Consider the following 23,095-nt stretch of genomic DNA (forward strand, 5'->3'; position numbering starts at 1 on the left):
TGTACGTTGAGAAGGAGGACCGTCATGCTACGTGTGCTGATTGTTGGAGGTGGTCTGGGAGGATTGTGCCTGGCGCATGGATTGCAGCAGGCCGGTGTCAGTGTCGCCGTCTATGAGCGCGACGCTACGCCGATCTCCAGGCATCAGGGTTATCGGATTCATATCGATACGCGTGGGGCCAGCGGGCTGCGCGCCTGTCTGCCATCCAATTTATATGAGCTATTCACAGCTACGGCTTCGCGGCCCGGTCGTCATGTGACGGTACTGAACAAACAACTTAAAGTGATGCGGAAGATTGGTTCTCTGGAAATGGGAAACAGTAAGCCAGACAGCTTTAGTGCCGCCGTCGATCGCCTGACATTGCGAGAAGTCCTCCTCAATGGACTTGAGGATGCGCTTCATTTCCATAAGGATTTTCACCACTATGAACAGCAGACGGATGGTAGCGTACACGCATACTTTGCCGATGGGACCGAGGCCAGTGGAGATGTACTGGTGGCGGCTGATGGCGTCAACTCACGCATCCGCCAGCAGTTTTTAGCGACTGCCACCAGCAGCGATACAGGCATGAGCTGCATCTATGGCAAAACGCTATTGAATGAGGCGACGCGCCCACTGATCCCCGGCGCTTTGCACGATGGCTTCACTGTAGTGGCTGGCCTGCAACCGTTCAATATGGCGCTGGGTCTGGTCGATTTTCAACGCACTCCGGCAGAAGCGAGCGCTGAGCTTGCACCAGCCATTCAGTTCCATACCAGCGGAGCCTATCTCATGTGGTCCCTTAATGCCGCACGAGCGCAGTTCGCTGCCTCCGATCAAGAACTGTTTCAGATGGATGGTGCACAGCTGCAGCAGATAGTCGCGAAGAAAATAAAAAGCTGGCATCCAGATCTGCGCTTGCTGGTAGCTGCCAGCGATTCAGCCGAGATTTTTCCGATTGCGGTGCGCGTAGCGGTTCCTTGTGAGCCCTGGCAAAGCACCTCCATTACGTTCTTAGGAGACGCTATCCATGCGATGAGTCCAGCGGGCGGTTCCGGTGCGAATATGGCCTTGCAGGATGCGCGCCTGCTCTGCCAGGCACTGATCTCTGTCGCCAGAGGCGAGCAGGCTCTTGTGCCAGCCATCCACGCATATGAAGCGCGTATGCTCACAGACGGCTTCGCGGCGGTCAACTTCTCGGCCCGTGGAGGCGTCTTTAACGCTGACGCGAAACAAAAGCGATCCTGGTTCCAGAATATCTTCAACTTCGCGTCCCGCGCCTAGCAAGCGAACGTACGGCGAGGGACGCTATCTTCTTCTCGACGGACTCTGTCTACGGCTGATCGAGACCTGTCTACCTGTCTGTGATTATGCGAATATATGTGTATAATAAAGATCACCATTAACACATTAGGAGGTAGGTACATCCTCGTACTGATCCAATGGAGTGCAATTCATGCAATTGAGAAGTATTTATACGTTTCCTTTTACTTTCCCACGTTTTCCACGAGGAGGATTGTTACTATCGAAATTTCAACAAGGCTTAGATGGTCTTTTTGGAGTCGCGATTGAGCATGAATGGAAAGGAGAGTGTGATGCGGCGCTTTGTTCATTTTTCGTGATTGATATGAACAAGGTAGAGGTTATGCAATATCCTATGAAGTTACCTTATCACGGTCTACTCAGCCAGTTACATATTTCTTATGATCAACCAGGAAATGCATGGTATATTGCTGTGGATGCACTTGTGTATGGGCGACCCGTCGATATCTATATGATTCCCAAAATTCCTCATACTCCCTGGCTCAAGGTATTCACAACCAAAAATCCAGGTGAAAAACTGCTTATCGAAAGGAGCCTGGTTGGTTTTTGGCAATGCGGCGACTACTCTCCTTTAGTTATGTGTACTCTCAATCAGACTCTCATGTATGATCTTGATACGTATTGGACACAATGGATGACATCTTCAATTGAGCAGCCTTCCGTCCAGTATATGAATACTAATTACCAGCGGGCACTCTATGTTGGCTATGATGGTTGCTTGCTTTTTACGTTGCAGTGCATCTATAACTCTTTAACATCTGATGCTATCTATCGCAAAATGGGGCCAGGACAATGGTGTTTCCATATTGCTGCTTATGAGCCGACCGGGACGCTTATTCATCAGGAAATAATACCATCCATTGAGATGCCTGTACGCGATATCCGCAACGCTAGCAATGATCTTTCAACATGGTTGACTTACTCGATGGTTATTGGAGATGGACCTATTCAGATCCTTGATGGGGTAAAGACGTGTGTTGCTGCCCTGGTGATGCAGGATAATCCCGACGCAAAAAGGGGGCCTGACGATCCTTTATTTCATCTCTCAAACAATCAACAAGCAGCACAAGGAGGATTATATTGTGTCGATATGCAGGGGCACATTCTCTTCCATGATCCTACCTGTGTGGGGCTGCGTACGAGTTTTTTTGCATGGAATGAGCAGGTTATTGGGATCACTATGCAAGATGGTCAGTGGCAGTTTTGGAATTGGTCTCCATTTCAAGGTACAGAACATGTGATTCATCAATCTTTCTCATCTACAATGCGTCGCGCTACTATGATCGCCAGAGAATGCAAAGCGGGGGAAGCCCTCTCCTGGTTTTGGTGTATAGAGGAGTACGAGACTGGTACCAGTGTAACACAACGCTTCTGCGATACTTTTCAGGAAAAGCAATCTCTCTGGCTGGAAGGATTCTTTTTACCGGATTGGTGGATGCGATCTGGAACAGTAGATACGCAACCACAAGGGATCGTCGTGTATCAAGATAGTCTCTTACTACTTGGTGTTGATCTTAAGAAGCAACTGGTTCTTTATCAAGTGCAATAGAAAGAATACAAATATAAATTACTTTTGAACATGCAGTTATTTTTTGTATTTGGAGTAAATATAGTGAAACATGAAGGAATTGATTGTAGGAGATATCATCGTATTTTATTGATACGGTTTTTTGTGGGTGTAAGCATTTTAAGCTTGCTGCTCTTGGACGGTTTGGTCTTATTTCTGTTGGTAGATACTATTGCACATCCTTCTATTTCTGGATTTCTTGCATGGCTGTCACTCATGATTTTGAGTACGTTCTTCTCATATGTAATTCTTCCGCATTGGAATGATTATATAGAATTTTCTCCTCAGGGAGTTGTCTATAGCAATGGAGAATATAGAATGTATTCTCCATGGGAAAATATTGCCACCATTACAACGTATAATGCATTTCGTTTTTCGGCTGTCCTTGTTTTAAGAGAACCAGCATCCAGAACTCTCTCTTTTTCTGAAGGCGTGCGGAGAAAGGAAGCTGTTATTGAGCGCCGTTCTCTCTTGATGGATAAGTATGGTCTATTGAAGTTATCATATACAATGCCGTTTCTATCATATCTTCCGAAAAAAGAGTGGGAAGGTGGCGCTTTACAGGCATATTTTCAGCTTTATGCTCCGCACCTTTTAGAAAATTGATGCATGATGTATTTGAGGGCTTGGCCGGGACAAGGTTAAGAAATATTCGCGAAAAAAGAATAGCATGTAGATATCATCAATTAGGTGTGTGTTGCGTATTAGCCAGCATTTATGGAGAAAAAATGTCAGACTTTCTCTATTTTCGTATTATAGTGACGAAACCAAATGTCAAACAGAATTATTGGTGGCCACTTATTTTTGAAGGTGCACACCAGGCATCATTTTGTTTTCAATCACCTTTAGAGCAAAAAAAGCAAGGTTTCTATTACGTTTCTCAGGACGAAGCATGCACCTTTCAAGAGCTTTGGAAATTGCTTTATGAAAGTGACGAAAAGCCTCTTGTGAGTTTTTGGCAGAAGAAAGAAAAAGGAGATGATTTTGTTTGTGACATCTCTCTGATACAAGAAAATATAAATCAGTGGAAGATAGATATTACTATTGAAGATACTCAATTTGGCAAGGCGAATAAGGAGAATACTGAACAGCGTGTAATTTCTTTTCTTTATTTGGGTTTGGCTATTAGTGAATTGTGCTCTTATTCCTCCATTGATCTTTGTTGGGATGAAGAAAGTGAGATTTATCCCCTCATGCAGATAAAAGAAGAGGGACAAGAATATTCATTGGATGCCCAGCTTTTTCATAACAAATTGCTTACCTGGAAAGAATTTGCTCGACTTAATAAACACATTATCTTTGTTTCTACCCCTTTTCCTATACGTGTTGGAGGCAGAGAAGGTTTTCGATATATTTCATTATGACTTCTGGCACCATCACCTTTGGTGTAACTGTGGATTTTATTGCTACCAACGCTGACGAAAACGGTGCATGACTTACTTATGAAACTAAATGTATTATTGATTAGCAATGAGGAGAATCTTCATGGAATCAAGACTGGAAGTCGAATTTCCCAGGAGAATGTATCAACTGGCAGAACAACATAACGTCGGTCAGCCTCTTGTGTTCTACAATATACGGCCAATGTGGAAGCGCTATCTTAATCTCTTAAATTATTTTTTACCGACGTTTGTAATCTGTAGTGTGCTGTAATCGTTGATCTTCCTGCGTGTGTGCAGGATAAAATCGCACCAGAACTTCATTGGTTGTTTATCAATTATAGGAAGGGACCGTATGGGAAAGCGAAAAGTGTTGGAGCCCCACGTTACGGATTGGCTATTTTCTTGTCCAGATACGATGACTACTAAACAGATTGTAGAGTTTTTTCATCCCTCTAATCAGCCAGTTACAGAATTTTCAGCTCAACATTGGCAGGAAACATGGCAAATAGGCAATGATATCCTTCGTGCTTATGGTTATCCAAAAAACTATTTCTACTATCCAGGGCAAACGGTTGGGTGGGATAGTATTGCTGATTGGATGTTTGTTAAATGCTGGAAAAAAGAAGAAAAGCAATCTGTAAAAAGTAAAAGGTCGAGCGACATTTTTATTGGAGAACTTATTGTTATTCGCGATTGCCAAGAAGACGTTGCCGTTAATTTATCATTTTTTGCCGCTAGTGTTCAAACATATATTCGGCATATTCAAAGTATACATCCGTTAATAGCAGAGAAACTCATAGTTGTACTCGCAGGTTGGACACAACCTGTTCTCTCCGCAAGAATAGCTGGTCATAGTGTTGCCTGGGCTTTAAATGCTTTATCTGAATGAAGTATCTGAATTGGGTTTCTAATACTGTTCCGAACTTATTATATTTATATTAATAAAAAGTACGGATAAGACGCCATTGTCACATGATCAAATTGAGCATTTGGCTCACGCACTTTACTCCCCTGGCGATGAAAGACGTCGGAAGGCTGCGAAGGAGCTTTCCCAACTTGGGGAACCTGGAGGGCAGCTTCCGGTAGCGTCACTCGTCCAGATGATGCTGTATGATACCACTCGACTACGTATGGCAGCCGCAGATATCTTGCGCGAATGGCGTGAATATACTCCGATCGAGCCGTTGTTCCTGGCACTGCACGATCCAAATGCACGGGTCCGGTCGGCTGCACAGTGGGTGATCATGGATGTTGGGGAGTATGTTCCGCCGGAGATCTGGCTTTCGCATCTCACTGACGCGGATCCAATAGTGCGTGAAGCTGTTCTCTATGCGCTCGGGACGCGCGCCACAATTAACCTGGTGCAGGAGGCGATAGATGCTCCAGAAGAGGGCGTGCGTGAGGCAGCAGCCTATGTGGTGAGTCAACTGCAAGGGCAATTTTCTGCTGAGTCACTTATGGGCATGATGCAGGCAAATGATGCTCGTATTCGAGCTGCAGCAATAGACGCACTTGGGAATTTGGGTGACCAAATTCCTCTTGAACCATTGCTCGAAGCACTTTATGATACAGACACAAACGTTCGCCTGGCTGCTATCCGGGCACTCGCCAGTTCGGGTGAACGGATGCCACGAACTGAGCTACGTGCACTGCTCGATGATGCTGATCCATCGATTTGCCGGGAGGCGACGAAAGCGCTGGCCAGTGGAGGTGACCCTGCGGCTCTCGCCATCATTGTGGATTGGCTGCATGCTGACCACGAATGGGATCGTGAGAATGCACTGGTCTGGTTAAGCAGATCGATTGGTATTGGTGTGGCAGGAAATGAGATCGCCAGCTACCTTCCTATAGAAGAATTACTGCATCTACTCAAGGATACGTGGTGGCCAGTAGGCCATATGGCGGCGGGAATGATTGCATCGTTAGGGAAAAATGCACCTATTGCTGAACTGATCACTTTAGTGTCCTCTCCCTTGCCTCGGGCACGCTGGGCGGCGCTGAGCGCACTGGCATGGCTAGGTGATGCTATTCCATTGAGCCAGTCCATCCCCATCGAACCTGTGTTAATCGCTCTTGAAGCTGAGGATGTAGAGACACGTAGAAGTGCAGCGGAATTATTGTCTTATTTCGAGACACGCGTGCCAGTAGACAGGTTGCTGCCATTCCTTGAAGAAGACAACGTAGAGATCGCCAGTATCATTGCAAAGCGAGGAAGGCAAGAGGGGATAGATATCCTCGTTGCAAATCTTCGCACAAGAGACAGGGCCAATAGTGCCGCTGCGGCTCTTGGGGAATTAGGCAAGCAAGCTCCTGCAGAAGCATTACTTGCTGCACTGAATACGAGCGATATATCAGTGTGTCAGAGTGTAGCATCAGTACTCTACAAGACCCATCCAGAGCTGCTGTCAGAACTGGTGCCAGAGCTCGTAGAAACGCTCTGTACTGGAGAGGTAGGGCCTCTGCTGAAGCCACTGCAAGAAATTCTGATAGCCCAGGCGCTGGCAGCACTGCGCCATCCCCACCCAACCCTTCTTGCCTGGTTTGAGCACGCCCTGGATGCTCCTCATTGGGAAGTTCGTATGTGGGCTATCTATGGACTGGGTCAGATGGCACCGCATGTTTTTGAGCCAGCACTTGAGAAGCTACAACGCCTCCTGGATGATCCCGAATCAGCAAGCGTGCGCCATGTCGCATGTAGAGTGCTCGAAACCCTGGTGCCAGCCACCGCTACGAATGACCATCACCAGTAAGTTTTGCTAGATGTAATGAAGTAGGGATGTTCATTCAGGATGATGCAATGCACAAACAAAGAATAAAGATGATGACAGATTATTTCTGTCCGCCTTCTCGGCCCGTGGAGGCGTCTTTAACGCTGACGCGAAACAAAAGCGATCCTGGTTCCAGAATATCTTCAACTTCGCGTCCCGCGCCTAGCAAGCGAACGTACGGCGAGGGACGCTATCTTCTTCTCGACAGACTCTGTCTACGGCTGATCGCGACCTGTCTACCTGTCTGTGATTATGCGCATATATGTGTATAATAAAGATCACTATTAACACATGAGGAGGTAGGCAGCCGTGGGCTCGTTACGGGAGGAAGCATTGGAGGTGCGGCCACAAGCACGACCACAAAAGACGATTCCAGCGCTCGATGGGATAAGGGGATGCGCTATTCTCTTTGTGTTGATCTTCCATATTAATCGCACCACTGGCGATAATCTGTGGGACTGGCATGCCTATCCGCTGGCGTCGTCGATCGCGACAGCCGGAGGGACTGGCGTGACGTTGTTCTTTGTCCTCTCTGGCTTCTTGCTGTTCTTGCCCTATGCGAAGGCACTGCTGACGCGCGCACGTTGGCCTCTGGCGCGTACATTCTACCTACGGCGTGCGCTACGTATTCTGCCTGCTTACTATGTCTCGCTCTTCCTGCTCATTGCCTTGAGCGCGCCATCGTATCTCCAGCCGGACCATCGCATTGATCTGTTCTTGTTCCTGACGCTGTTTATGGACTCGGCGCACTCAACATTCCGCGCCCTTAATGGCCCGTACTGGACCCTGGCTGTTGAGTGGCAATTCTATCTGGTGCTACCATGGTTGACTCTGGGCATGTCACTGTTGCTCAGATGCGTACCAATCGCCCATCGGCTACGGGCAGTGATGGTCAGTCTGGGTGGGATCATCGTGGGAGGCTTGATTATACGCTTTGTCGGCTCCTATTTTTGGGGTCATCCAACAGCCACGTTCCTGTTACCGCGTGTCGCCATTAATGTTGTGCTTTTCTTCGTGTATGGGCAGTCAGGCAAATATATCGAAGATTTCGCCGTCGGCATGCTGTGCTCCTTGCTCTATGTGTATGTACAGCTGGGACCCCAGTCGTGGCCTTTCGAGCACAGACTGCGCCGTCTGAGCCCCTGGCTGGGGGGAGCAGGATTAGGTATCCTGCTCTTCTCATCTATCTGGCATTTTCAATCTGATCCCAAAACCCCGGCCTGGCCGTTTCTTAACGTTATCATGCCCTATTTTAACTGGTTGAGCGAGATGCTGCTTGCCGTCGGCTATGGAATGTGCATCTTCGCTATCCTCTTTGGGCCGGTGGCCCTGCGGCGTCCTTTTAACTGGCAACCGTTGCGCAGGCTGGGTTTGATCTCGTTCAGTCTCTACATCTGGCACGTGCCGTTGATAGTCTTCTTTCAGATCCATGTACAGCAGCCGTTTTTTTCTCACTTCAACCACTATCTCGTCTACCTCCTCTATTGGATCTTGGTTTGCGTGGGCATCATCCCCTTCTGCATCCTCTTCTACCTGCTGATAGAGCGGCCCGGCATACAACTGGGAGATCGCTGGCGCCGATCGATCGAGGCACGCCAGCGCGCCCGTGAGCAAGCGCAATCATTTTATTAATTAAATGAGTCGATTGCGTGACAAAATTGGTGTGATCCCTTACTATCTTTTTCGTTCGAGATAAGAGACGACGGAGTCGTAGATGAATTGATTCAGCTAAAGTGCAAGTTGCTCAGTATCCTCCTTGATTTATATTCGACGTAGTAGCATCAAGCCTGGATGAATGAAAAGAAGCAGGAGTATCTTGAACGTGTGAAATCCCCTTCTTTTGGGTGTTTCTGGTTCTAAAGAAGGACGCTGTTGGTCCAGCGCTTCCTGGATTGTCTGGTTATGAATCTCCATCAAGCCAATGTAAGAAACAGGATACATAATGCAAAACCTCTCTTTGTCTGGTTGAATAACTTTGTTGATCAGATCTTCTTTTCATCTCTGAGTCGTTTACTTCATTGATGATGTGCTAAGCATAGCTGACGAGCGGTGGTAGTGTGATCTACCAAAAGTGGTAATCTGATCGTGTAGCTGGTGGTAGTGTGGTTATAGGAAGAGAGGCTGCCGCGATCTTTGTCAAAATAGCAGGAAGATAACAAGTTGAGCAGAGCTGCTCAACTTGTTAAAAGCTTTTCAATAGATTGTATCTGGTGGCTTGCGCGAGAGCCTGTGTGCGACTGCCCACACCGAGTTTGCCATAAATGTTGCGGGTATGCACCTTGACTGTCCCAACTGAAAGGACCAGGCGGCGGGCAATCTCGCGGTTGGAAAGTCCCTCTTCTATTAAGCCTAGTATTTCTAATTCGCGTGCGCTTAACGGCTCTAGCAGTCCTTGCTGTAGGAGTGGCGGGGATGCGTTGTCGCTTTCACCCAGGAGGGAACGGATAATTGTGGCCAGATCACGCTGTTTGCCTTGTTCCCAGGCGGTGTGGTATCTATCTTCACCTAACTGGCGCTTTAGTTCGGCGCGCAGGCGTGTGATCAGCGACCAACGTCGTAGCCATCCGCTGACCTGCTCGGATTGATGAAAGGCGAGCCCGAGCAATTCAGTCGCGTGTTCCAGCTTTTCCTCATCAGCTTGCGCGACTGCTTCTAGGGCCAGGCAGATGGTGGCTGGACCGGGATCGTTATACCGCTCCCAAAAGAGTGTGGTGTAGTGCTGGCGCGCGGTTACATACTGTCCCTGACCACAGGCTGCCATTGCCTGTCCCCAGCGGGTACCCATATCATAGGAACTGCCGAAGAATGGCTCTGGCGCGATACTCTGACTTGTCTGGATTAGCTTTGCTCCTTCTGTATACGCTTCGTCCATGACGCAGCGTAGAAATGCCAGTATGTCAGTAGCTAAGGTGATACCATTGAGGTTGTGAACCTTATTGGCCAGGGCTTGCATGTTCGTGGCTAATTCCCACGCTTCTTCCAGTTCCCCTTTTAAGAGTGTTGCCTGAGCCAATTTAAACATGGCCTGCAGGCTCCCTTTCACGTTGCCAATTTCGTTCATCAGCGCGAGGGAGTCTCGGGCGTATTGCTCATACGCGGGATAGTCTATTTGTGCGAGCATGATATTGGTTAGATTGAGGGTAATCCAGGCAATGCCATTGCGATCCCCTATCTGACGTCTCAGATCAAGGCTTCGTCTGATTAGCTGCAGGCTCAAGGAGTTTTCTCCCACCGGGTCCTCTGCGCAGGATAACCAGGCCAGTACTTCAGCTTCATAAAAGGGATCATTGAGTGCTATGAATATATTGTAACTTTCCCGAAAGAGGGTGGTTGCCTGGGCATAGGTCTTTGAACCTCTCTTTTCAGCGTCATTGACAATGAGAATACCTAAGACCAGTTTGCAGAAGCCGATCTCTGCCTGATCTTGTTGGGTGTAGGCCATGGCCAGGCAGGCATTGACCTGGGTGTACAGATCTTCTGTAATATGGAGATTGCCTAACAAGACCAGACGAGCAAGGCGCACCTGGATACAGCAGCGTATGAACTGTTGTGACTGTGTCGAAGATGGGGGGAAGCGCTCAATCGCCTCCTGTAGTAGGGCTACGATGTCATGATAGTGTCCACGCATATCAGCGAAACAGTGTAGACTTTCAGTGGCTTGATGGAGCGCGACAAAATGTTTTTGCTGTATGGCCAGCTTCCAGGCATAACGCACGTTCTCAAAGTTACTTGCGATGGTATCCAGGGCGGCGATTTGCGCCTGCGTTTTAATATCATGCTCAAGACGGTGCAGCAAACCAAGATAGTAATCGATGAATGCCCTCTGGACGACCTCTGCCTGACCCGTATCATCTAGTTGTTCCGCGCCATATTGGCGCAATAATTCATGGACCTCGTAGTATCCCTTTGCGTTGAGGCGAAGCAGCGATTGATCGATCAGCCTGGCCAGAATTGGCAAAGTTGCTCCGGCTACGGCTTCTGCCGCTTCACGTGTAAAGCCACCACGAAAGACAGACACTTTCTGGAAGGCCGCGTGTTCGTCATCATTCATCAAGTGCCAGGAATGGCTGAATACAGATCGGATACTGCGATGCCGTGCGGGCAGGTTGCGTGAGCGCGTCACCAGCAGATCCAGATTATATTGAATTTCTCGCGCGATATCGGCAGGTTGGAGTGTTTTGAGCCAGCCAGCAGCTAATTCAATAGCCAGAGGCATGCCTTCAACCAGCCGGCAAATTTCCACCATGCTCTGCCAATCTTTCTCCAGATCGAAGTTGCCGCCAATCTGGCGAGCGCGGTCCAGAAAAAGGTGTATGGCGCTATAATCCTTACCCTGTATGTCCTCTCCAGGCTCAGGATACGCCAGACCAGAGACCTGTCGCACCCATTCTTCTTGCACATTGAGTGTCTCACGTGAGGTGACGAGGATTTTTATCCCAGTGGTAGCCGCCAAAATGTCAAAAACGATGTCCACGCCATCTAGAAGATGCTCAAAATTATCTAGTATCAGCAGTATACGCGCCATCTGTTTCTCACGTAAATAGACAAAAAATTGTTCATGTGGATTGCGTTGATCTTCCTGGAAATGAAAGGGCATAGCTTCAATAATAGCCGCCAGTAACTCCTCAGGCCGGCTTAGTGGGGCAAGTGGCACAAAAAAAATGCCATCGGGAAATAATGCCTGATGGTGGGAAGAGACCTCCATTGCCAGTCGTGTTTTACCGATTCCTCCAGGTCCTACCAATGTCAATAAGCGACACGATGGATCAGCCAGCAATAATCCAATCTCAGCGATTTCCTGTGAGCGACCAAGAAAAGAAGTCGGGGGGGTTAATACATACTGCATCCTTACGCTCCTGTTTCTTTTAAAGATTGACTTTTATCTATGTTGCTCCCAGAATGGCGCGTAGTGCTATTTTTCATTGTACACAGAAAAAACGCTTTCCTGGTACAGTCATTATATCCTACGACGATCATTGTTGATAGACAATACGCTGCTACAGAGCGATCTTTTTTTGTACACGCAATGGTCAGGCATGTGCCTGGGCGTTTGGGCGCAGTGTTGCTGAGTATCAAGTGCCATAGAAGGAATATAGGTATAAATTCTTTGTGGATGTACAGTTTTTTTGCATTTGGAGTAAATTAATGCGCAAGCGAAGAATAAAGATGATGGCAGATTATTTCTGCCCGCCTTTTTGGCCCATGGATACTGTCAGTGGACCTATTGAACCAGAAGCGTTACCGTTGCAACAAGAGACGGTTCATTTATTATATGCTTGGGCCGATCGTTATGATCGGATCCTGAATATGGAAAATCCCATCGCGTCGAGCTTTGAGACTCCAGAAGCAGAATTAGCATGGAGACGAGATGGGATTCACCTATGGAAAAAAGTCAAACAAGAACTAGCTCCTCATTATGAGGTGTATTATTTTGATGATATGTCAGGGAAATTATGCGATTCGCCCGAGCAGTTGGAAGAGAATTTAGATCTGAAGAACTGACGCGATTGGTGTAGTGTGCATCCCTGACATCATTGTTCCGTTTCCAATAAATTGACCCCTTCGATTTTAGCACTAAAGAGATCTACCCCTTCCAGTTTTGCTCCAAGGAGATTGGCATTTATCAGATCAGCTCCAGTTAAAATAGCGTTGCGTAAATCGGCCCCTCGTAAATCGGCCCCAACTAAAATAGCGTTGCGTAAATCAGCACCTCGTAAATCGGCACCAGCGAAGATAGTATTTCGTAAATCGGCCCACCTTAAATTAGCACTTCTTAAATTGGCGTAGCTAAAATTTGTTTTAGCACAAGAAGCACTGGCTAAAATTCCGTTTCTAAGATCAGCGTGTTGCCAGTCTCCACTATTACATTCTGCCAGCCTGAAATCAGCATCTTTTAGATTAGCGTTACTCAAATTCGCGTGATTAAAAACAGAACTAATAGCTCTTATTCCCTGCAATTCCGTATAATTGAGATCCGCCGCACTACAGTCTGCTCCTACCAAATCAGCGCGGTGTAGCTTTGCGTGAGATAATTTAGCTTTAATAAGAAGAGCTTCGCTGAGATTGGCATCTATCAGATCTGCTTCACGAAAATCTGCGCTTGTTACAGCGCAGGAGGACATCATAGCGCTATGCATGTTTGCGCGATAAAAATTTACTGCGTTGAGTGCGAGGCCGAAAAGATCCGCACCGCTTAAATCAGGCTGAATAGTGGGATTTTCTCGTCTCCACTTGTCCCAGGTCCAGCCCTCGTCTCCAGTTTTTATAATCTTTACGTGCTGCTCATTTGCCATATGCTATAATCTTTCTTCCCTTTTTATTTTGAATGCTCTATTATATATTTGCTTTTTTCTTCTGATGTCAAGTTCTCAAATGCGATGATGCGTTGTATGATGGAATGATTTTTGATGAAGAATTTGTAAACTGGAGATGAAAAATACTTACTTCAAAAGAGATCTAATTATAGATAAAGAGAGATGGAGGAAATATGAGTATTATTTGTGATTTTATTGGAGCGTCTAGACCGGAAAAGCGGTTAAACACTGAGCAAATGAACCTGCTCATTGGTGATTTAATTAGCGAAGTTCTTGTAACATACCCGTTCACTATATTTGTGGGAGATGTGCTTGATTCTCCAGAAGTCTTTGATTACCATGATCATATCATTCCTGACATTCATCCTTCATGGATTATGCAAGAAATGGAGGATTGTGAAGATCTTAGTGTGATTACTACGTTGCGTTATAACGGTAATAATGAAAGTAGTTTTGTCGAGGTCCTTCAGCATCTCTCTTTTGAAACCGAGAATATATGTATATTTTTTGGCTTTCCCGTTGATGGGGTTCATCCTTTAAACTATAAGCGTTCCTGGTCTGGAGTAATGCTTTTTTCATTGACAAAGCCATATTTGATTGAATATGGTGCACTTGCATCATCATTCCAAGACACGCTTTCTCAATTTTTGGTCTTTTATACAACTACGGGAGACATTGATCAACGGTTAGAGCCTGTAATTCAGCCAATTATCCGTCGTCATTTTGGACCAGATTATATCTTAGGATATGCCTCTGATTATAATGTAAAGTGAATCTATAATATTACGAACTTCCTTAACTAGACAAGATTGAGGGAGTTTCTACAACAATCTCTATTATTCTCTACTTTGTTCGTATAATGATGATGCGTTGGAGGAATCTTGTCATTCATCTTGCTCTAGGAGGAGAATATATGGAGATAGAAGAAATACTTCAATACGCTTCTTTTGAACAATCTTCACTGGATATTCCAGGATACCAACGGGGAGAAGAAAATATAACTTATCTTCTTCGTACTCCCGCTTCTCAACTTCTTGCCCACTGGGAAATATTACGCAATCTCGTTTCAAACACTGGATATTGGCCAGTAATCGGGTGGGATAATTTTAGGATACCTCCATGGCAAAATGATAGAGTTGTAACTCTCCTTGAGGAAACGTCGCGTTTTGACATTTCTGCATGGCTGGAGCAGGAATGGTTACAACAGGAATACTACCATAAGGGACGTTATCATACGATTATTGATGAAGGCAAGAGCAGTGACTATGTGGATTATTCCGATGACCATTTTTCATTGAGCCTTCATCTTGGTAGATTTTCCTTTACAAATCCTTCATGGGCGCCCATTGCACTTGTTCCTACACTCAATTGCTGGGAAGTACCAGCGTATCTGCCCGTGACAATGAATGAATGGGATCCATCACTCGCTGTTCAAGTTGCTATGCTCAAATATTGGAACGAGCGCTGGGGAGCTGAGGTTGTGAGTATGGTTTCCGGTGCCATGGAACTGCGGGTTTTACGTCCTCCAACTAGATGGGAAGAAGCGCTTGACTTAGCAAAAGAACAATACGTCTTTTGTCCGGATCTGATTGACCAGCGTATGAGAAGTATTCAAGCTCTAGCAAAGGTATTATTAAATGGTCAGGTGTGGTGGTTTTGGTGGGATTAGCAGGATAGATGATGGAATATCGGTATCTGATGCTTTGATAGCATTGTTTCTCTTCTGTTTCGTTATTTTTTGAAAATGGGAACACGCATCATATTTACCTTTACAGATTCGGGACATCTGCTGACAACAATTTGTTGTGACTATCCTGTGAAAAAAATCTGAGGATAGTTAAGACTGAGCGCTGTCTTACTGAAAAATAAGGTCATCAATCAGGAAGATGCCTGATTGATGACCTTATTTGGTTGCTATATGAGAAGTATCCTCTTTTTAGGATTCTGAAGAGAGGGGGAACGATGGTTTTTCTGCTGCGGCCAACACGCGTCCAAGCATCTGGGTGAGCATAGACATTTCCTGTTCTGTTAGATGCTGAGCGAAATGCTTCTCGATTCCTTGCGCGTAGATTGGCCACGCCTGCCGAAAGGCCCGAAACCCTTTGAGCGTGAGAACTGCATAGGTTGCTCGTCGATCTGGCCCGGTGCGGTCGCGTTTGAGAAATCCTTCTTGTTCTAAACGATCTACAAGACGTGTCAGGCCACTGCGACTAAGCACGACAGCGTGCGCGAGTTCATTCATGCGTAGACGACGGTTGGGCGCTTCAACAAGTGCCAGCAACACATCGTAGGATGAAAGCGGTAGCTGCTTCGCTTCAGCTAAATTGCGTTCGATGAGATCAATTACCGTTGCGTGAGCGGTAATGAATGTTCGCCAGGCCTTCAATTGTGTTCGGTTTAATGTCTCCGTCATGCTCCAAGCATACCATAAACTTGTTGTGTGTGCAAGTATTGCACACACAACAAGTTTATGGTATGCTCTCATTGTTGCATATACAACTATACTCTATGCAACGACTTGAAGGATAGAAAGTGAGCATAACTGTTCAGCTCTCTTTCAGCATGAAGAAAACACAAAAAGATAGAAAGAGGACAAGAAGATGACCGTAAATTCCGCGTCTCAATTCTTTGAATCATTGCCAGCAGCGGCAGCAGGAAGCATTACGATTGGCGGAGATCTTGTGGTTCATCGTATGGGCTTTGGGACGATGCAGATTCCGGGTGCAGGCTCATGGGGCGAACCAGCCGATCCAGCACACGTGCGAATTGTACTCAGGAGAGCAATCGATGTAGGCGTGAATTTCATTGATACTTCCGACTATTATGGTCCACAGGTTGCGAATCGCTTCATTGTTGAGGCATTGTATCCCTATCCTAAGAATCTCGTGCTGGCAACCAAGATCGGTTTCAGACGTGGAGAGGATCGGAGCTTTCAGCCAGACCCACATCCGGAGCGTCTTCGCCTCGCGTGTGAAGAGAATCTTCGTCATCTGAAATTAGAACAACTGGATATTGTGCATTTCCGTTATGGTGGCAGTACCGACGTCCCGTTCATGGAGTCGCTTGGAGCGTTGCAAGCTCTACAACGCGAGGGAAAAATTCGTCATATTGGTCTGAGTAATGTAACCCTTGCCTTGCTCAAAGAGGCACACGCTGTCATCCCTATTGCTAGCGTTGAAAATCTCTACAATCTTACTGATCGCAGTTCAGAGCAGATCGTTGATTGGTGTACGCAACAGCAGATCGCTTTTCTACCTTTTTTGCCTCTTGGCAAGGGGAAACTCGCACAGACGGATGGATCTCTTGCAAGTCTGGCACGACACTATCAAGCGACACCAGCCCAACTTTCCCTGGCCTGGCTTCTTGCTCGCTCACCAGTTATCCTTCCGATTCCTGGTACATCCTCAGTCACGCATTTAGAAGAAAACGTTGCCGCAGCACGCCTGCATCTGACAGCAGAAGACCTCATCGCAGTAACGGCAGAGCTAAACGTTTCTGGGAGCTGAGGCGCCTCTGCCCTCGTCCTGCCGCTTCTTTGTAAAAAATGATGATAGCTTGCTATGCGTTGAAAGGACAAGATTGCGGTGGGTTACCAACTCGGAAAAGATCCATGCGAAAGGCTTCTACACGCGTATTTTGTTGCTTTGCTTACTTCATACAAGCAGATAGATATGTCTTCCGATCGAGGCCGAGAGAAAAGAAAGGCATGATATGGGGATTCTTTTCGGACTACTAGCAGCAATCTGCTTTGGCCTGGCGGACTTTGTCGTGACTCAGGCTACCCGACGTATCGGCGTACTTCAGGCACTTTTTGCCATTCAATTGTTTGGCGTCCTCGTTGTTGGAGGAGTGCTTGCTTTTACACAGCAGGCTCCTCCTCGGTCCTTTGGAATCTGGGCATTCATGGGTGGCATCAGTATCATCAACTTTGTTGGAACACTCCTACTGTATCGCGCTTTTGCCGTTGGGACGCTCTCACTCGTCTCCCCAATTGCATCCGGGTTCGCAGTCGTTACTGCCGTGCTTGCTCTCTTGACAGGAGAGCGGCCACCCGTCCTCACCCTTGTGGGAACGGTGTTGCTTGTTTTAGGAGTGATTGTCGTTGCTCGCGCACGAGGAGTCTTGGGTCCCTCTTCACTGGCTGGACTTCCAGAAGCGGTAGGCGTTACCATCTGCTTTGGGGTGTACTTTTGGGCACTCAACCGCATTACGCCAACGCTTGGAGTACTGTGGCCGGTATGGGTGACACGACTCGTACAACTGTTCTGTGCGTTGCTCGTTCTTCGTGTGCGTGGGCCTTTCAAATTGGGAATGGTATGGCCAATGGCTCCTCTGCTGCTCGTCGCTGCTATCCTTGATTCAGGCGCATTGCTCTCGTTCAACCTCGGAGTCGGGCAGACGTACACAACGATCACGACCGCACTGACCTCATTGTACAGCGCTATCACTATTTTGCTCGCGTGGATGTTCCTCAATGAGCGGTTGATGATCTGGCAGTGGGTCGGGGTGGGCGTGATCCTGACGGGTGTTTTACTGGTAAGCGTTTGATTCTTTTTTAGATAGCAAAGAAGTATGTATCTTCCCGGGATAAAAAAGATCATTGGAGTCTATTTCATTCCTCGCTAGTTTTCTCGGTGGTAATTCTTTATACTTTTCATAAAGCTATTAATTTATGGAGACGAGAGGACAGAAAATACCATGCTTGATCACCAGTCGCGCACTGAGGCTCTTTTGCAGTCACGGGTGAAAAATATTCCCCTGGGGGTTGCGAATATCCATCCCATTATGATTGTCCAGGCGCAAGGAGCATCTCTTTGGGATGTTGATGGCAACAGTTATATTGATTTCACAGGAGGCATCGGTGTTCTCAATGTTGGGCACAGCCATCCCAGGGTTGTTCAGGCTGTGCAGACGCAGTTAGAGCTTTTCACGCACACCTGTTTTCAGGTTGGTATGTATGAAGTCTATATCCGCCTGGCAGAACGCTTAAATGCAGCCGCACCGGGAACATTTCCGAAGAAGACTATGCTCTTAACAAGCGGAGCCGAGGCGGTCGAGAACGCGATTAAAATCGCTCGGGCATCAACGCAACGCTCGGCCGTGATTGCCTTCACGCACAGTTTCCATGGCCGCACCTTGCTGGGAATGAGCCTTACCGGAAAAGCTACGGGCTACAAACAACATTTTGGACCATTTGCACCCGAGATCTATCACGCTCCCTATCCTTATGAATACCGGGGATGGAGTAGTGAACAAGCTATCCTTGCGCTGAAAGAACTCTTTCATACCCAGATCACCCCAGATCAAGTTGCAGCGATCATTATCGAACCAGTCCTTGGCGAGGGTGGCTTTGTTCCCGCTCCGTTCGAGTTTTTGCGTGAACTGAGAAGCATTACACAGCAACATGGCATCCTACTGATTGCAGATGAGATTCAGTCCGGTTTTGGTCGAACCGGGAAAATGTTTGCTATTGAGCATAGTGACGTTGTGCCGGATCTGATCACAGTTGCCAAAAGTCTGGCTGGTGGACTTCCCCTCTCCGGGGTGATTGGCCGCGCTGAGGTAATGGATGCACCAACCCCTGGTGGACTAGGTGGTACCTATGCCGGAAATCCACTATCTTGTGCGGCCGGATTAGCTGTACTAGATGCCTTCGAGCAGGAAGATCTGCTGACACGATCACAGCAGCTTGGCAATCACATGATGGATTATTGCCGCACGTTGTCTCACGAGATACCGGAAATTGGTGATGTGCGTGGCCTTGGTCCTATGATTGGACTTGAGTTTGTGCATGATCGTCAAAGCAAGGAGCCGGCACCAGAACTTGTTGATCAGATACTGGTTGATGCGCGCAAGCAGGGCCTCCTTCTCCTCAAGGCGGGGTTGTATGGCAATGTGCTCCGTATCCTTGTTCCACTGGTCATTGAGGAAACGCTTCTCTCACAGGCACTTGAGACACTCAGTACAGTGATTAAAGGCGTTGTTTCTGCGTAGAAAAGGCAAGGCGGACCCACACATGGAGCGTCGCATTCCTTGTATGGCGTTTCTCGATGGCAGCTCGCAGATGACAGGGCAAACCTTCCCGATACAATCCCTGCAACTTGAGCAGCAGTAGCACACTGCTGCTCTACTGATTGAGAATCTGCACAAATGCAGGCGTCCCGCCACTCTTGATGTTCTGGTTTCAGGCGTGGGAGGCCTGGGAATGTTCGTTTGAGCGCCGGGCTGGACCAAACGCGCGTTTTAAGGCTGCTAGCAGATCTCGCTCGGATGTCCGTGTAACCTGGGCATTGGCAACCATGCGGAAGCCGTGGTAGGCACCGGGATAGACATGGAACTCTGTTGGCACGCCGGCCCGTAGCAGGCGGCGCGCATACTCCAGATCTTCCTCCAGAAACAGATCGAGTGCGCCCACGTAGAGGAAGGTGGCGGGCAGGCCCTCCAGGTGTTCAGCACGGGCCGCCGCAGCATAGGGCGAAACATCGGTGCCCCCGGGTTCCTGACCTAGCAGCGAGCGCCAACCAAAGTAATTGGCCTCTGCTCTCCAGATGAATTCTCCTGTGTAGGGATGTGGTTGCGCCAGTGTACACGTGCGATCATCAATCATAGGAGCGAGCAGGAATTGGAACGCCAGAGGGAATTCCCCACGGTCCCGTGCCAGGAGCGCTAATGCGGCGGCCAGTCCTCCGCCTGCACTGCTGCCGCCAACCGCGATCTGATTTGGATCAATACCAAGCTCGTCGGCATGCGTCGAGAGCCATTTCAAGGCTGCGTAACAATCCTCGACCGGACCAGGATAGGGCGTCTCGGGGGCCAGACGATAATCCACCGAAACGGCGGCACATCCAAGAGCTGACACGATATTTTTGACCGTGAGGTCTTCCGCATCAGCCGAACCCATAATATAGCCGCCCCCGTGAAGCCAGAGCAGGCTTGGGACCACGCCCTGCACCGAGGTTGGCTGATAGACCAGTACCCGTACATCGGGTGCTCCTTCTGGACCGGGGATGAAGCGCTCGGTTACGGTAATCGTAGGAAACTGAGGCGAGTTTGCAGATGCTCGTGGACTCATGGCGCGTATCTGCCTCAGGTTTTCATCAGTCACTACGGTGGCAGGAATCTGCTCAAGGAGAGCAGCGAGCTCAGGATCAACAAGGTGCTTGGTTGTCATTATATCTTCCTCTATTCGTCTGTCTCTTGCTCAATGACGGAAAGCAGGTTGTGTACCAGCCAGTCGTCTTTGGCACAAGCACGAGCTAGCTATACCATCCCGGGCCTTCAAGACAAACATATATACTGTTTTTTTCTCATGCGTCAAGCTTTATCCATGCTTGACGAGGATTGTGGCAGGCCTTATACTCTATATTGGGACAATTGTCCTCATGTAGAGTATTTTAGAGGACAATTGTCCCTTTGTCAAGTGGAGATGCCAGGATATGGAAACAGGCAGACGGGAGGAACAGGTCATTCCGAACAAAGAAACAGGGATGCGCAGGCGGCCAGAACAGCGCCAGGCGGCCGATTTTGATCAGCGCATTTTGCGGGTGGCTCGGCAGTTGTTTGCTGAGCGCGGGGTTGAAGATGTCAGTATGCATCAGATTGCCCAGGAAGCAGGTGTGGGTCAAGGAACGCTCTATCGCCGCTACGCCCACAAGGGCGAATTGATTCTGGATCTGCTCAATGAGAGCGCTCAGCGTTTCTCAGAGGAGATTCAGGCGGATGCCCAGGATGAAAAAATATGGTCAGCATTACAGCGCCTGGACAGCGTCCTCCGCAGAAGCATTGCTTTCATCGAGGAGGAAGGATTATTTTTAGCGGCAATCATGGATACCTCGTCTGCCTCAAAGCGAGAGATGAAGTTTAGCACGCCGTACTATCGTGCCTCCCATAGCCTCATCGCGCATTTGCTTGAGGAAGCCATTACTCAGGAGGAACTTGCGCCACTGGATCCCATCTATACCGCCGACGCGATCATTGCCACCTCTGATCCTGCCCTCTATCTCTTTCAACGGCAGAGACGCGGATACACGTCAGAGCAGATCTTAGAAGGCCTGCGACGCATCTATATCAGGGGCGTGTCTGCTTGCACTCCCCATCATGCCGCTGGTGACGATCAGCCTCCAGCGTAAATGTCCAGCTCACCTCCTGATGGTCTAGGATTCGTGGTCACTGACAAGACATATACCTATTGACCTAGAAAAATGTGGATGGGATTTTTTTGTGCATGCATGAACCAGATATAACAATCTTCAAGATTGAGATCAACGGGAACTGCGGAAACAATACCTGGGTGGTTGCGAAGATTGCCTACGACGCGATACTGAATACCCTGCTCAGTATGAAGCATAGAAACAATCGACATGTCTTCACTCGGTTTACGACCATCGGTCGTGATCATCCAGACATTGCCCCGCGTCGCCTGTAACATTTGCGCAATAGTGCCTTGAAACAGCACCAGTCCGCTGCGGATAATGGCTAGATTCTGGGCGGTTTGGGCGATATCTTCTACAATGTGGGTTGATAAGAGTACGGTGCGTTTTCCGCTAAATTCTGAGAGCAGATTGCGAAAGCGAATACGCTCTTCTGGATCCAGCCCTGCGGTCGGCTCATCCACAATGAGCAACTGCGGATCATTGAGCAGCGCTTGCGCGATGCCCACACGCCGCTTCATCCCACCAGAAAAAGTTTTGATCTTCCGTTTGGCCACCCCAGTAAGTGCCACCGTTTCCAGCAAGGTATCCACACGTTGTAAACGCGTCTTGCGATCGGTGAGACCTTTCAATATACCGACATAGTCAAGGAAATCGCGCGCAGACAGATCTGGATACATCCCCAGATCTTGAGGGAGATAGCCTAACCGGTTCTTGACCTGTCGACGTCCTTGCTCGGTCGTGGCATCAATATTCCCGATGCGTAAGATTCCGCCTGATGGTTGGAGAATGCCTGCCAGGATGCGCATAAAGGTTGTTTTCCCTGCCCCATTTGGTCCGAGCAAGCCAAACATGCCATGTGGGATGGTCAGATTCACGCCTTTAAGCGCTTGTATTCTTTCTCTCCTTCTCTATGTGCATGAAGCACTGTTCCTTTTTTAATGAAATTGTTGCCACTTCAGAAAACGCTCCAGCGCGATCATAACCATGGCGGCTACACTGACCAACACGATCATGCTGGCAATGGATGCAGAGACTGGCGTTGTACCTAAGATCTCTGTATTGGTGCTGAAGAAGCCATTGGCGATCACGGAGCCCGAGGGTGTCAGGATCGTTCGACTGAGCGTGGGCAGCACTTGCTGTTTCAGAAATAAATTTCCCCATAACCAGTAGCCGGCAAACAGAAATTGATAGAGCGGCACAGGCATGACCATTGGACACGCGAGCGAAAAGGCCGCCACAAACAGTAATCCTGGAACCGCAATGACCAGAAATGCCAGCACAAAAAGCGGAATGACCAGCAGGCTCTGTGAGGCGGCATAGATGTATCCCATGAAAATGCTCAACACGAGAAAGAGAGGTACACAGGTAGCTATCAGCGTTCCAACATATTTTCCCCACAGACGCATGCGCAAAGAAACATCCATCGTCTCAAAAAGTTCAGCGACCTTCACCTGTCGATCTCGTACCAAGCGGTCAGCTAACAAACACCCAACACACAATGGTAATAATAATTCGCCATTGCCTACAATATCTGCAATGGTGAACAACAATGAATGCGTCGTAAGCTCCTGTTTTATGTTTGGATATAAACGGATGCCTCCGCCTACAA

The 23,095-nt window shown here is 48.0% G+C and carries 21 protein-coding genes; 15 read left to right on the forward strand and 6 right to left on the reverse strand.

Features of this window, described 5'->3' with window-relative positions:
• The first annotated feature begins 24 nt into the window (after nucleotides 1-24).
• From EL633_RS31810 to EL633_RS31840, 8 genes are all read left to right on the forward strand, one after another.
• Nucleotides 25-1,263, forward strand: coding sequence for an FAD-dependent oxidoreductase (locus EL633_RS31810; RefSeq protein WP_126631233.1), 1,239 nt, complete (start codon nucleotides 25-27; stop codon nucleotides 1,261-1,263).
• 172 nt (nucleotides 1,264-1,435) lie between these two features.
• On the forward strand, nucleotides 1,436-2,851 hold the full coding sequence (locus EL633_RS31815) for a hypothetical protein (RefSeq protein WP_126631234.1): 1,416 nt from the start codon (nucleotides 1,436-1,438) through the stop codon (nucleotides 2,849-2,851).
• A gap of 63 nt (nucleotides 2,852-2,914) precedes the next feature.
• Nucleotides 2,915-3,475 carry a hypothetical protein gene (locus EL633_RS31820; RefSeq protein ID WP_126631235.1) on the forward strand — a complete coding sequence of 187 codons (561 nt, stop codon included), beginning with the start codon at nucleotides 2,915-2,917 and terminating at the stop codon, nucleotides 3,473-3,475.
• A complete protein-coding gene (locus tag EL633_RS31825) occupies nucleotides 3,475-4,233 on the forward strand; it encodes a hypothetical protein (protein WP_126631236.1) in 759 nt (252 codons plus the stop codon). The genes EL633_RS31820 and EL633_RS31825 overlap by 1 nt, the downstream gene beginning before the upstream one ends.
• 121 nt (nucleotides 4,234-4,354) lie before the next feature.
• Nucleotides 4,355-4,522: a hypothetical protein gene (locus tag EL633_RS36830; RefSeq protein ID WP_161982620.1), complete on the forward strand. Its 168-nt coding sequence runs from the start codon at nucleotides 4,355-4,357 to the stop codon at nucleotides 4,520-4,522.
• A gap of 81 nt (nucleotides 4,523-4,603) precedes the next feature.
• Nucleotides 4,604-5,140: a hypothetical protein gene (locus EL633_RS31830; protein ID WP_126631237.1), complete on the forward strand. Its 537-nt coding sequence runs from the start codon at nucleotides 4,604-4,606 to the stop codon at nucleotides 5,138-5,140.
• 76 nt (nucleotides 5,141-5,216) lie between these two features.
• Nucleotides 5,217-7,001, forward strand: a complete 1,785-nt coding sequence (locus EL633_RS31835) for a HEAT repeat domain-containing protein (protein WP_126631238.1) — start codon at nucleotides 5,217-5,219, stop codon at nucleotides 6,999-7,001.
• Between the two features lie 327 nt (nucleotides 7,002-7,328).
• Nucleotides 7,329-8,651 carry an acyltransferase family protein gene (locus tag EL633_RS31840; RefSeq protein ID WP_126631239.1) on the forward strand — a complete coding sequence of 441 codons (1,323 nt, stop codon included), beginning with the start codon at nucleotides 7,329-7,331 and terminating at the stop codon, nucleotides 8,649-8,651.
• Nucleotides 8,652-9,201: 550 nt separating this feature from the next.
• Here EL633_RS31840 and EL633_RS37965 read toward each other — a convergent pair.
• Nucleotides 9,202-11,865: a LuxR C-terminal-related transcriptional regulator gene (locus EL633_RS37965; RefSeq protein ID WP_126631240.1), complete on the reverse strand. Its 2,664-nt coding sequence runs from the start codon at nucleotides 11,863-11,865 to the stop codon at nucleotides 9,202-9,204.
• Nucleotides 11,866-12,185: 320 nt separating this feature from the next.
• On the opposite strand from EL633_RS37965, the gene EL633_RS31850 reads away from it, so the two are divergent.
• Nucleotides 12,186-12,521, forward strand: a complete 336-nt coding sequence (locus EL633_RS31850) for an immunity protein CdiI family protein (protein ID WP_126631241.1) — start codon at nucleotides 12,186-12,188, stop codon at nucleotides 12,519-12,521.
• 29 nt (nucleotides 12,522-12,550) lie between these two features.
• Here EL633_RS31850 and EL633_RS31855 read toward each other — a convergent pair whose 3' ends face one another.
• Nucleotides 12,551-13,312 carry a pentapeptide repeat-containing protein gene (locus EL633_RS31855; protein ID WP_126631242.1) on the reverse strand — a complete coding sequence of 254 codons (762 nt, stop codon included), beginning with the start codon at nucleotides 13,310-13,312 and terminating at the stop codon, nucleotides 12,551-12,553.
• 194 nt (nucleotides 13,313-13,506) lie between these two features.
• Here EL633_RS31855 and EL633_RS31860 point away from each other — a divergent pair, with 194 nt between their 5' ends.
• Both EL633_RS31860 and EL633_RS31865 read left to right on the forward strand, forming a co-directional pair.
• On the forward strand, nucleotides 13,507-14,106 hold the full coding sequence (locus EL633_RS31860) for a hypothetical protein (RefSeq protein WP_126631243.1): 600 nt from the start codon (nucleotides 13,507-13,509) through the stop codon (nucleotides 14,104-14,106).
• 140 nt (nucleotides 14,107-14,246) lie between these two features.
• On the forward strand, nucleotides 14,247-15,002 hold the full coding sequence (locus tag EL633_RS31865) for a DUF4253 domain-containing protein (RefSeq protein ID WP_161982621.1): 756 nt from the start codon (nucleotides 14,247-14,249) through the stop codon (nucleotides 15,000-15,002).
• Nucleotides 15,003-15,269: 267 nt separating this feature from the next.
• Here EL633_RS31865 and EL633_RS31870 read toward each other — a convergent pair whose 3' ends face one another.
• Nucleotides 15,270-15,746, reverse strand: a complete 477-nt coding sequence (locus EL633_RS31870) for a MarR family winged helix-turn-helix transcriptional regulator (protein ID WP_161982622.1) — start codon at nucleotides 15,744-15,746, stop codon at nucleotides 15,270-15,272.
• A gap of 187 nt (nucleotides 15,747-15,933) precedes the next feature.
• On the opposite strand from EL633_RS31870, the gene EL633_RS31875 reads away from it, so the two are divergent.
• The 3 genes from EL633_RS31875 (at nucleotide 15,934) to gabT (ending at nucleotide 19,327) form a co-directional block, all read left to right on the forward strand.
• Nucleotides 15,934-16,839: an aldo/keto reductase gene (locus EL633_RS31875; RefSeq protein ID WP_126631246.1), complete on the forward strand. Its 906-nt coding sequence runs from the start codon at nucleotides 15,934-15,936 to the stop codon at nucleotides 16,837-16,839.
• A gap of 205 nt (nucleotides 16,840-17,044) precedes the next feature.
• Nucleotides 17,045-17,881 (forward strand): EamA family transporter, encoded by an 837-nt coding sequence (locus EL633_RS31880; protein ID WP_126631247.1) that lies wholly within the window; start codon nucleotides 17,045-17,047, stop codon nucleotides 17,879-17,881.
• Between the two features lie 150 nt (nucleotides 17,882-18,031).
• Nucleotides 18,032-19,327 carry a 4-aminobutyrate--2-oxoglutarate transaminase gene (gene gabT / locus EL633_RS31885; protein ID WP_126631248.1) on the forward strand — a complete coding sequence of 432 codons (1,296 nt, stop codon included), beginning with the start codon at nucleotides 18,032-18,034 and terminating at the stop codon, nucleotides 19,325-19,327.
• 190 nt (nucleotides 19,328-19,517) lie between these two features.
• On the opposite strand, the gene EL633_RS31890 is transcribed toward gabT, so the two are convergent.
• Complete coding sequence (locus tag EL633_RS31890) at nucleotides 19,518-20,504, reverse strand: alpha/beta hydrolase (protein WP_126631249.1); 987 nt, start codon at nucleotides 20,502-20,504, stop codon at nucleotides 19,518-19,520.
• A gap of 265 nt (nucleotides 20,505-20,769) precedes the next feature.
• Here EL633_RS31890 and EL633_RS31895 point away from each other — a divergent pair, with 265 nt between their 5' ends.
• A complete protein-coding gene (locus EL633_RS31895; RefSeq protein WP_126631250.1) occupies nucleotides 20,770-21,462 on the forward strand; it encodes a TetR/AcrR family transcriptional regulator in 693 nt (230 codons plus the stop codon).
• A gap of 56 nt (nucleotides 21,463-21,518) precedes the next feature.
• Here EL633_RS31895 and EL633_RS31900 read toward each other — a convergent pair whose 3' ends face one another.
• The gene (locus EL633_RS31900) at nucleotides 21,519-22,361 is read right to left on the reverse strand and encodes an ATP-binding cassette domain-containing protein (RefSeq protein ID WP_246039306.1); all 843 of its coding nucleotides are present in this window, start codon (nucleotides 22,359-22,361) and stop codon (nucleotides 21,519-21,521) included.
• 60 nt (nucleotides 22,362-22,421) lie between these two features.
• On the reverse strand, nucleotides 22,422-23,033 hold the full coding sequence (locus EL633_RS31905; protein WP_126631251.1) for a hypothetical protein: 612 nt from the start codon (nucleotides 23,031-23,033) through the stop codon (nucleotides 22,422-22,424).
• Nucleotides 23,034-23,095 lie beyond the last annotated feature (62 nt).

The sequence above is a fragment of the Dictyobacter alpinus genome (genome assembly GCF_003967575.1).
Lineage (GTDB): Bacteria > Chloroflexota > Ktedonobacteria > Ktedonobacterales > Ktedonobacteraceae > Dictyobacter > Dictyobacter alpinus.

What these genes read in the sequence shown, in the direction of transcription:
- EL633_RS31810 (WP_126631233.1), top strand. Translation starts at nt 25, where the DNA reads ATGCTACGTGTGCTGATTGTTGGAGGTGGTCTGGGAGGATTGTGCCTG.
- EL633_RS31815 (WP_126631234.1), top strand. Translation starts at nt 1,436, where the DNA reads ATGCAATTGAGAAGTATTTATACGTTTCCTTTTACTTTCCCACGTTTT.
- EL633_RS31825 (WP_126631236.1), top strand. Translation starts at nt 3,475, where the DNA reads ATGCATGATGTATTTGAGGGCTTGGCCGGGACAAGGTTAAGAAATATT.
- EL633_RS36830 (WP_161982620.1), top strand. Translation starts at nt 4,355, where the DNA reads ATGGAATCAAGACTGGAAGTCGAATTTCCCAGGAGAATGTATCAACTG.
- EL633_RS31830 (WP_126631237.1), top strand. Translation starts at nt 4,604, where the DNA reads ATGGGAAAGCGAAAAGTGTTGGAGCCCCACGTTACGGATTGGCTATTT.
- EL633_RS37965 (WP_126631240.1), bottom strand. Translation starts at nt 11,865, where the DNA reads ATGCAGTATGTATTAACCCCCCCGACTTCTTTTCTTGGTCGCTCACAG.
- EL633_RS31850 (WP_126631241.1), top strand. Translation starts at nt 12,186, where the DNA reads ATGATGGCAGATTATTTCTGCCCGCCTTTTTGGCCCATGGATACTGTC.
- EL633_RS31855 (WP_126631242.1), bottom strand. Translation starts at nt 13,312, where the DNA reads ATGGCAAATGAGCAGCACGTAAAGATTATAAAAACTGGAGACGAGGGC.
- EL633_RS31860 (WP_126631243.1), top strand. Translation starts at nt 13,507, where the DNA reads ATGAGTATTATTTGTGATTTTATTGGAGCGTCTAGACCGGAAAAGCGG.
- EL633_RS31865 (WP_161982621.1), top strand. Translation starts at nt 14,247, where the DNA reads ATGGAGATAGAAGAAATACTTCAATACGCTTCTTTTGAACAATCTTCA.
- EL633_RS31870 (WP_161982622.1), bottom strand. Translation starts at nt 15,746, where the DNA reads ATGACGGAGACATTAAACCGAACACAATTGAAGGCCTGGCGAACATTC.
- EL633_RS31875 (WP_126631246.1), top strand. Translation starts at nt 15,934, where the DNA reads ATGACCGTAAATTCCGCGTCTCAATTCTTTGAATCATTGCCAGCAGCG.
- EL633_RS31880 (WP_126631247.1), top strand. Translation starts at nt 17,045, where the DNA reads ATGGGGATTCTTTTCGGACTACTAGCAGCAATCTGCTTTGGCCTGGCG.
- gabT (WP_126631248.1), top strand. Translation starts at nt 18,032, where the DNA reads ATGCTTGATCACCAGTCGCGCACTGAGGCTCTTTTGCAGTCACGGGTG.
- EL633_RS31890 (WP_126631249.1), bottom strand. Translation starts at nt 20,504, where the DNA reads ATGACAACCAAGCACCTTGTTGATCCTGAGCTCGCTGCTCTCCTTGAG.
- EL633_RS31895 (WP_126631250.1), top strand. Translation starts at nt 20,770, where the DNA reads ATGGAAACAGGCAGACGGGAGGAACAGGTCATTCCGAACAAAGAAACA.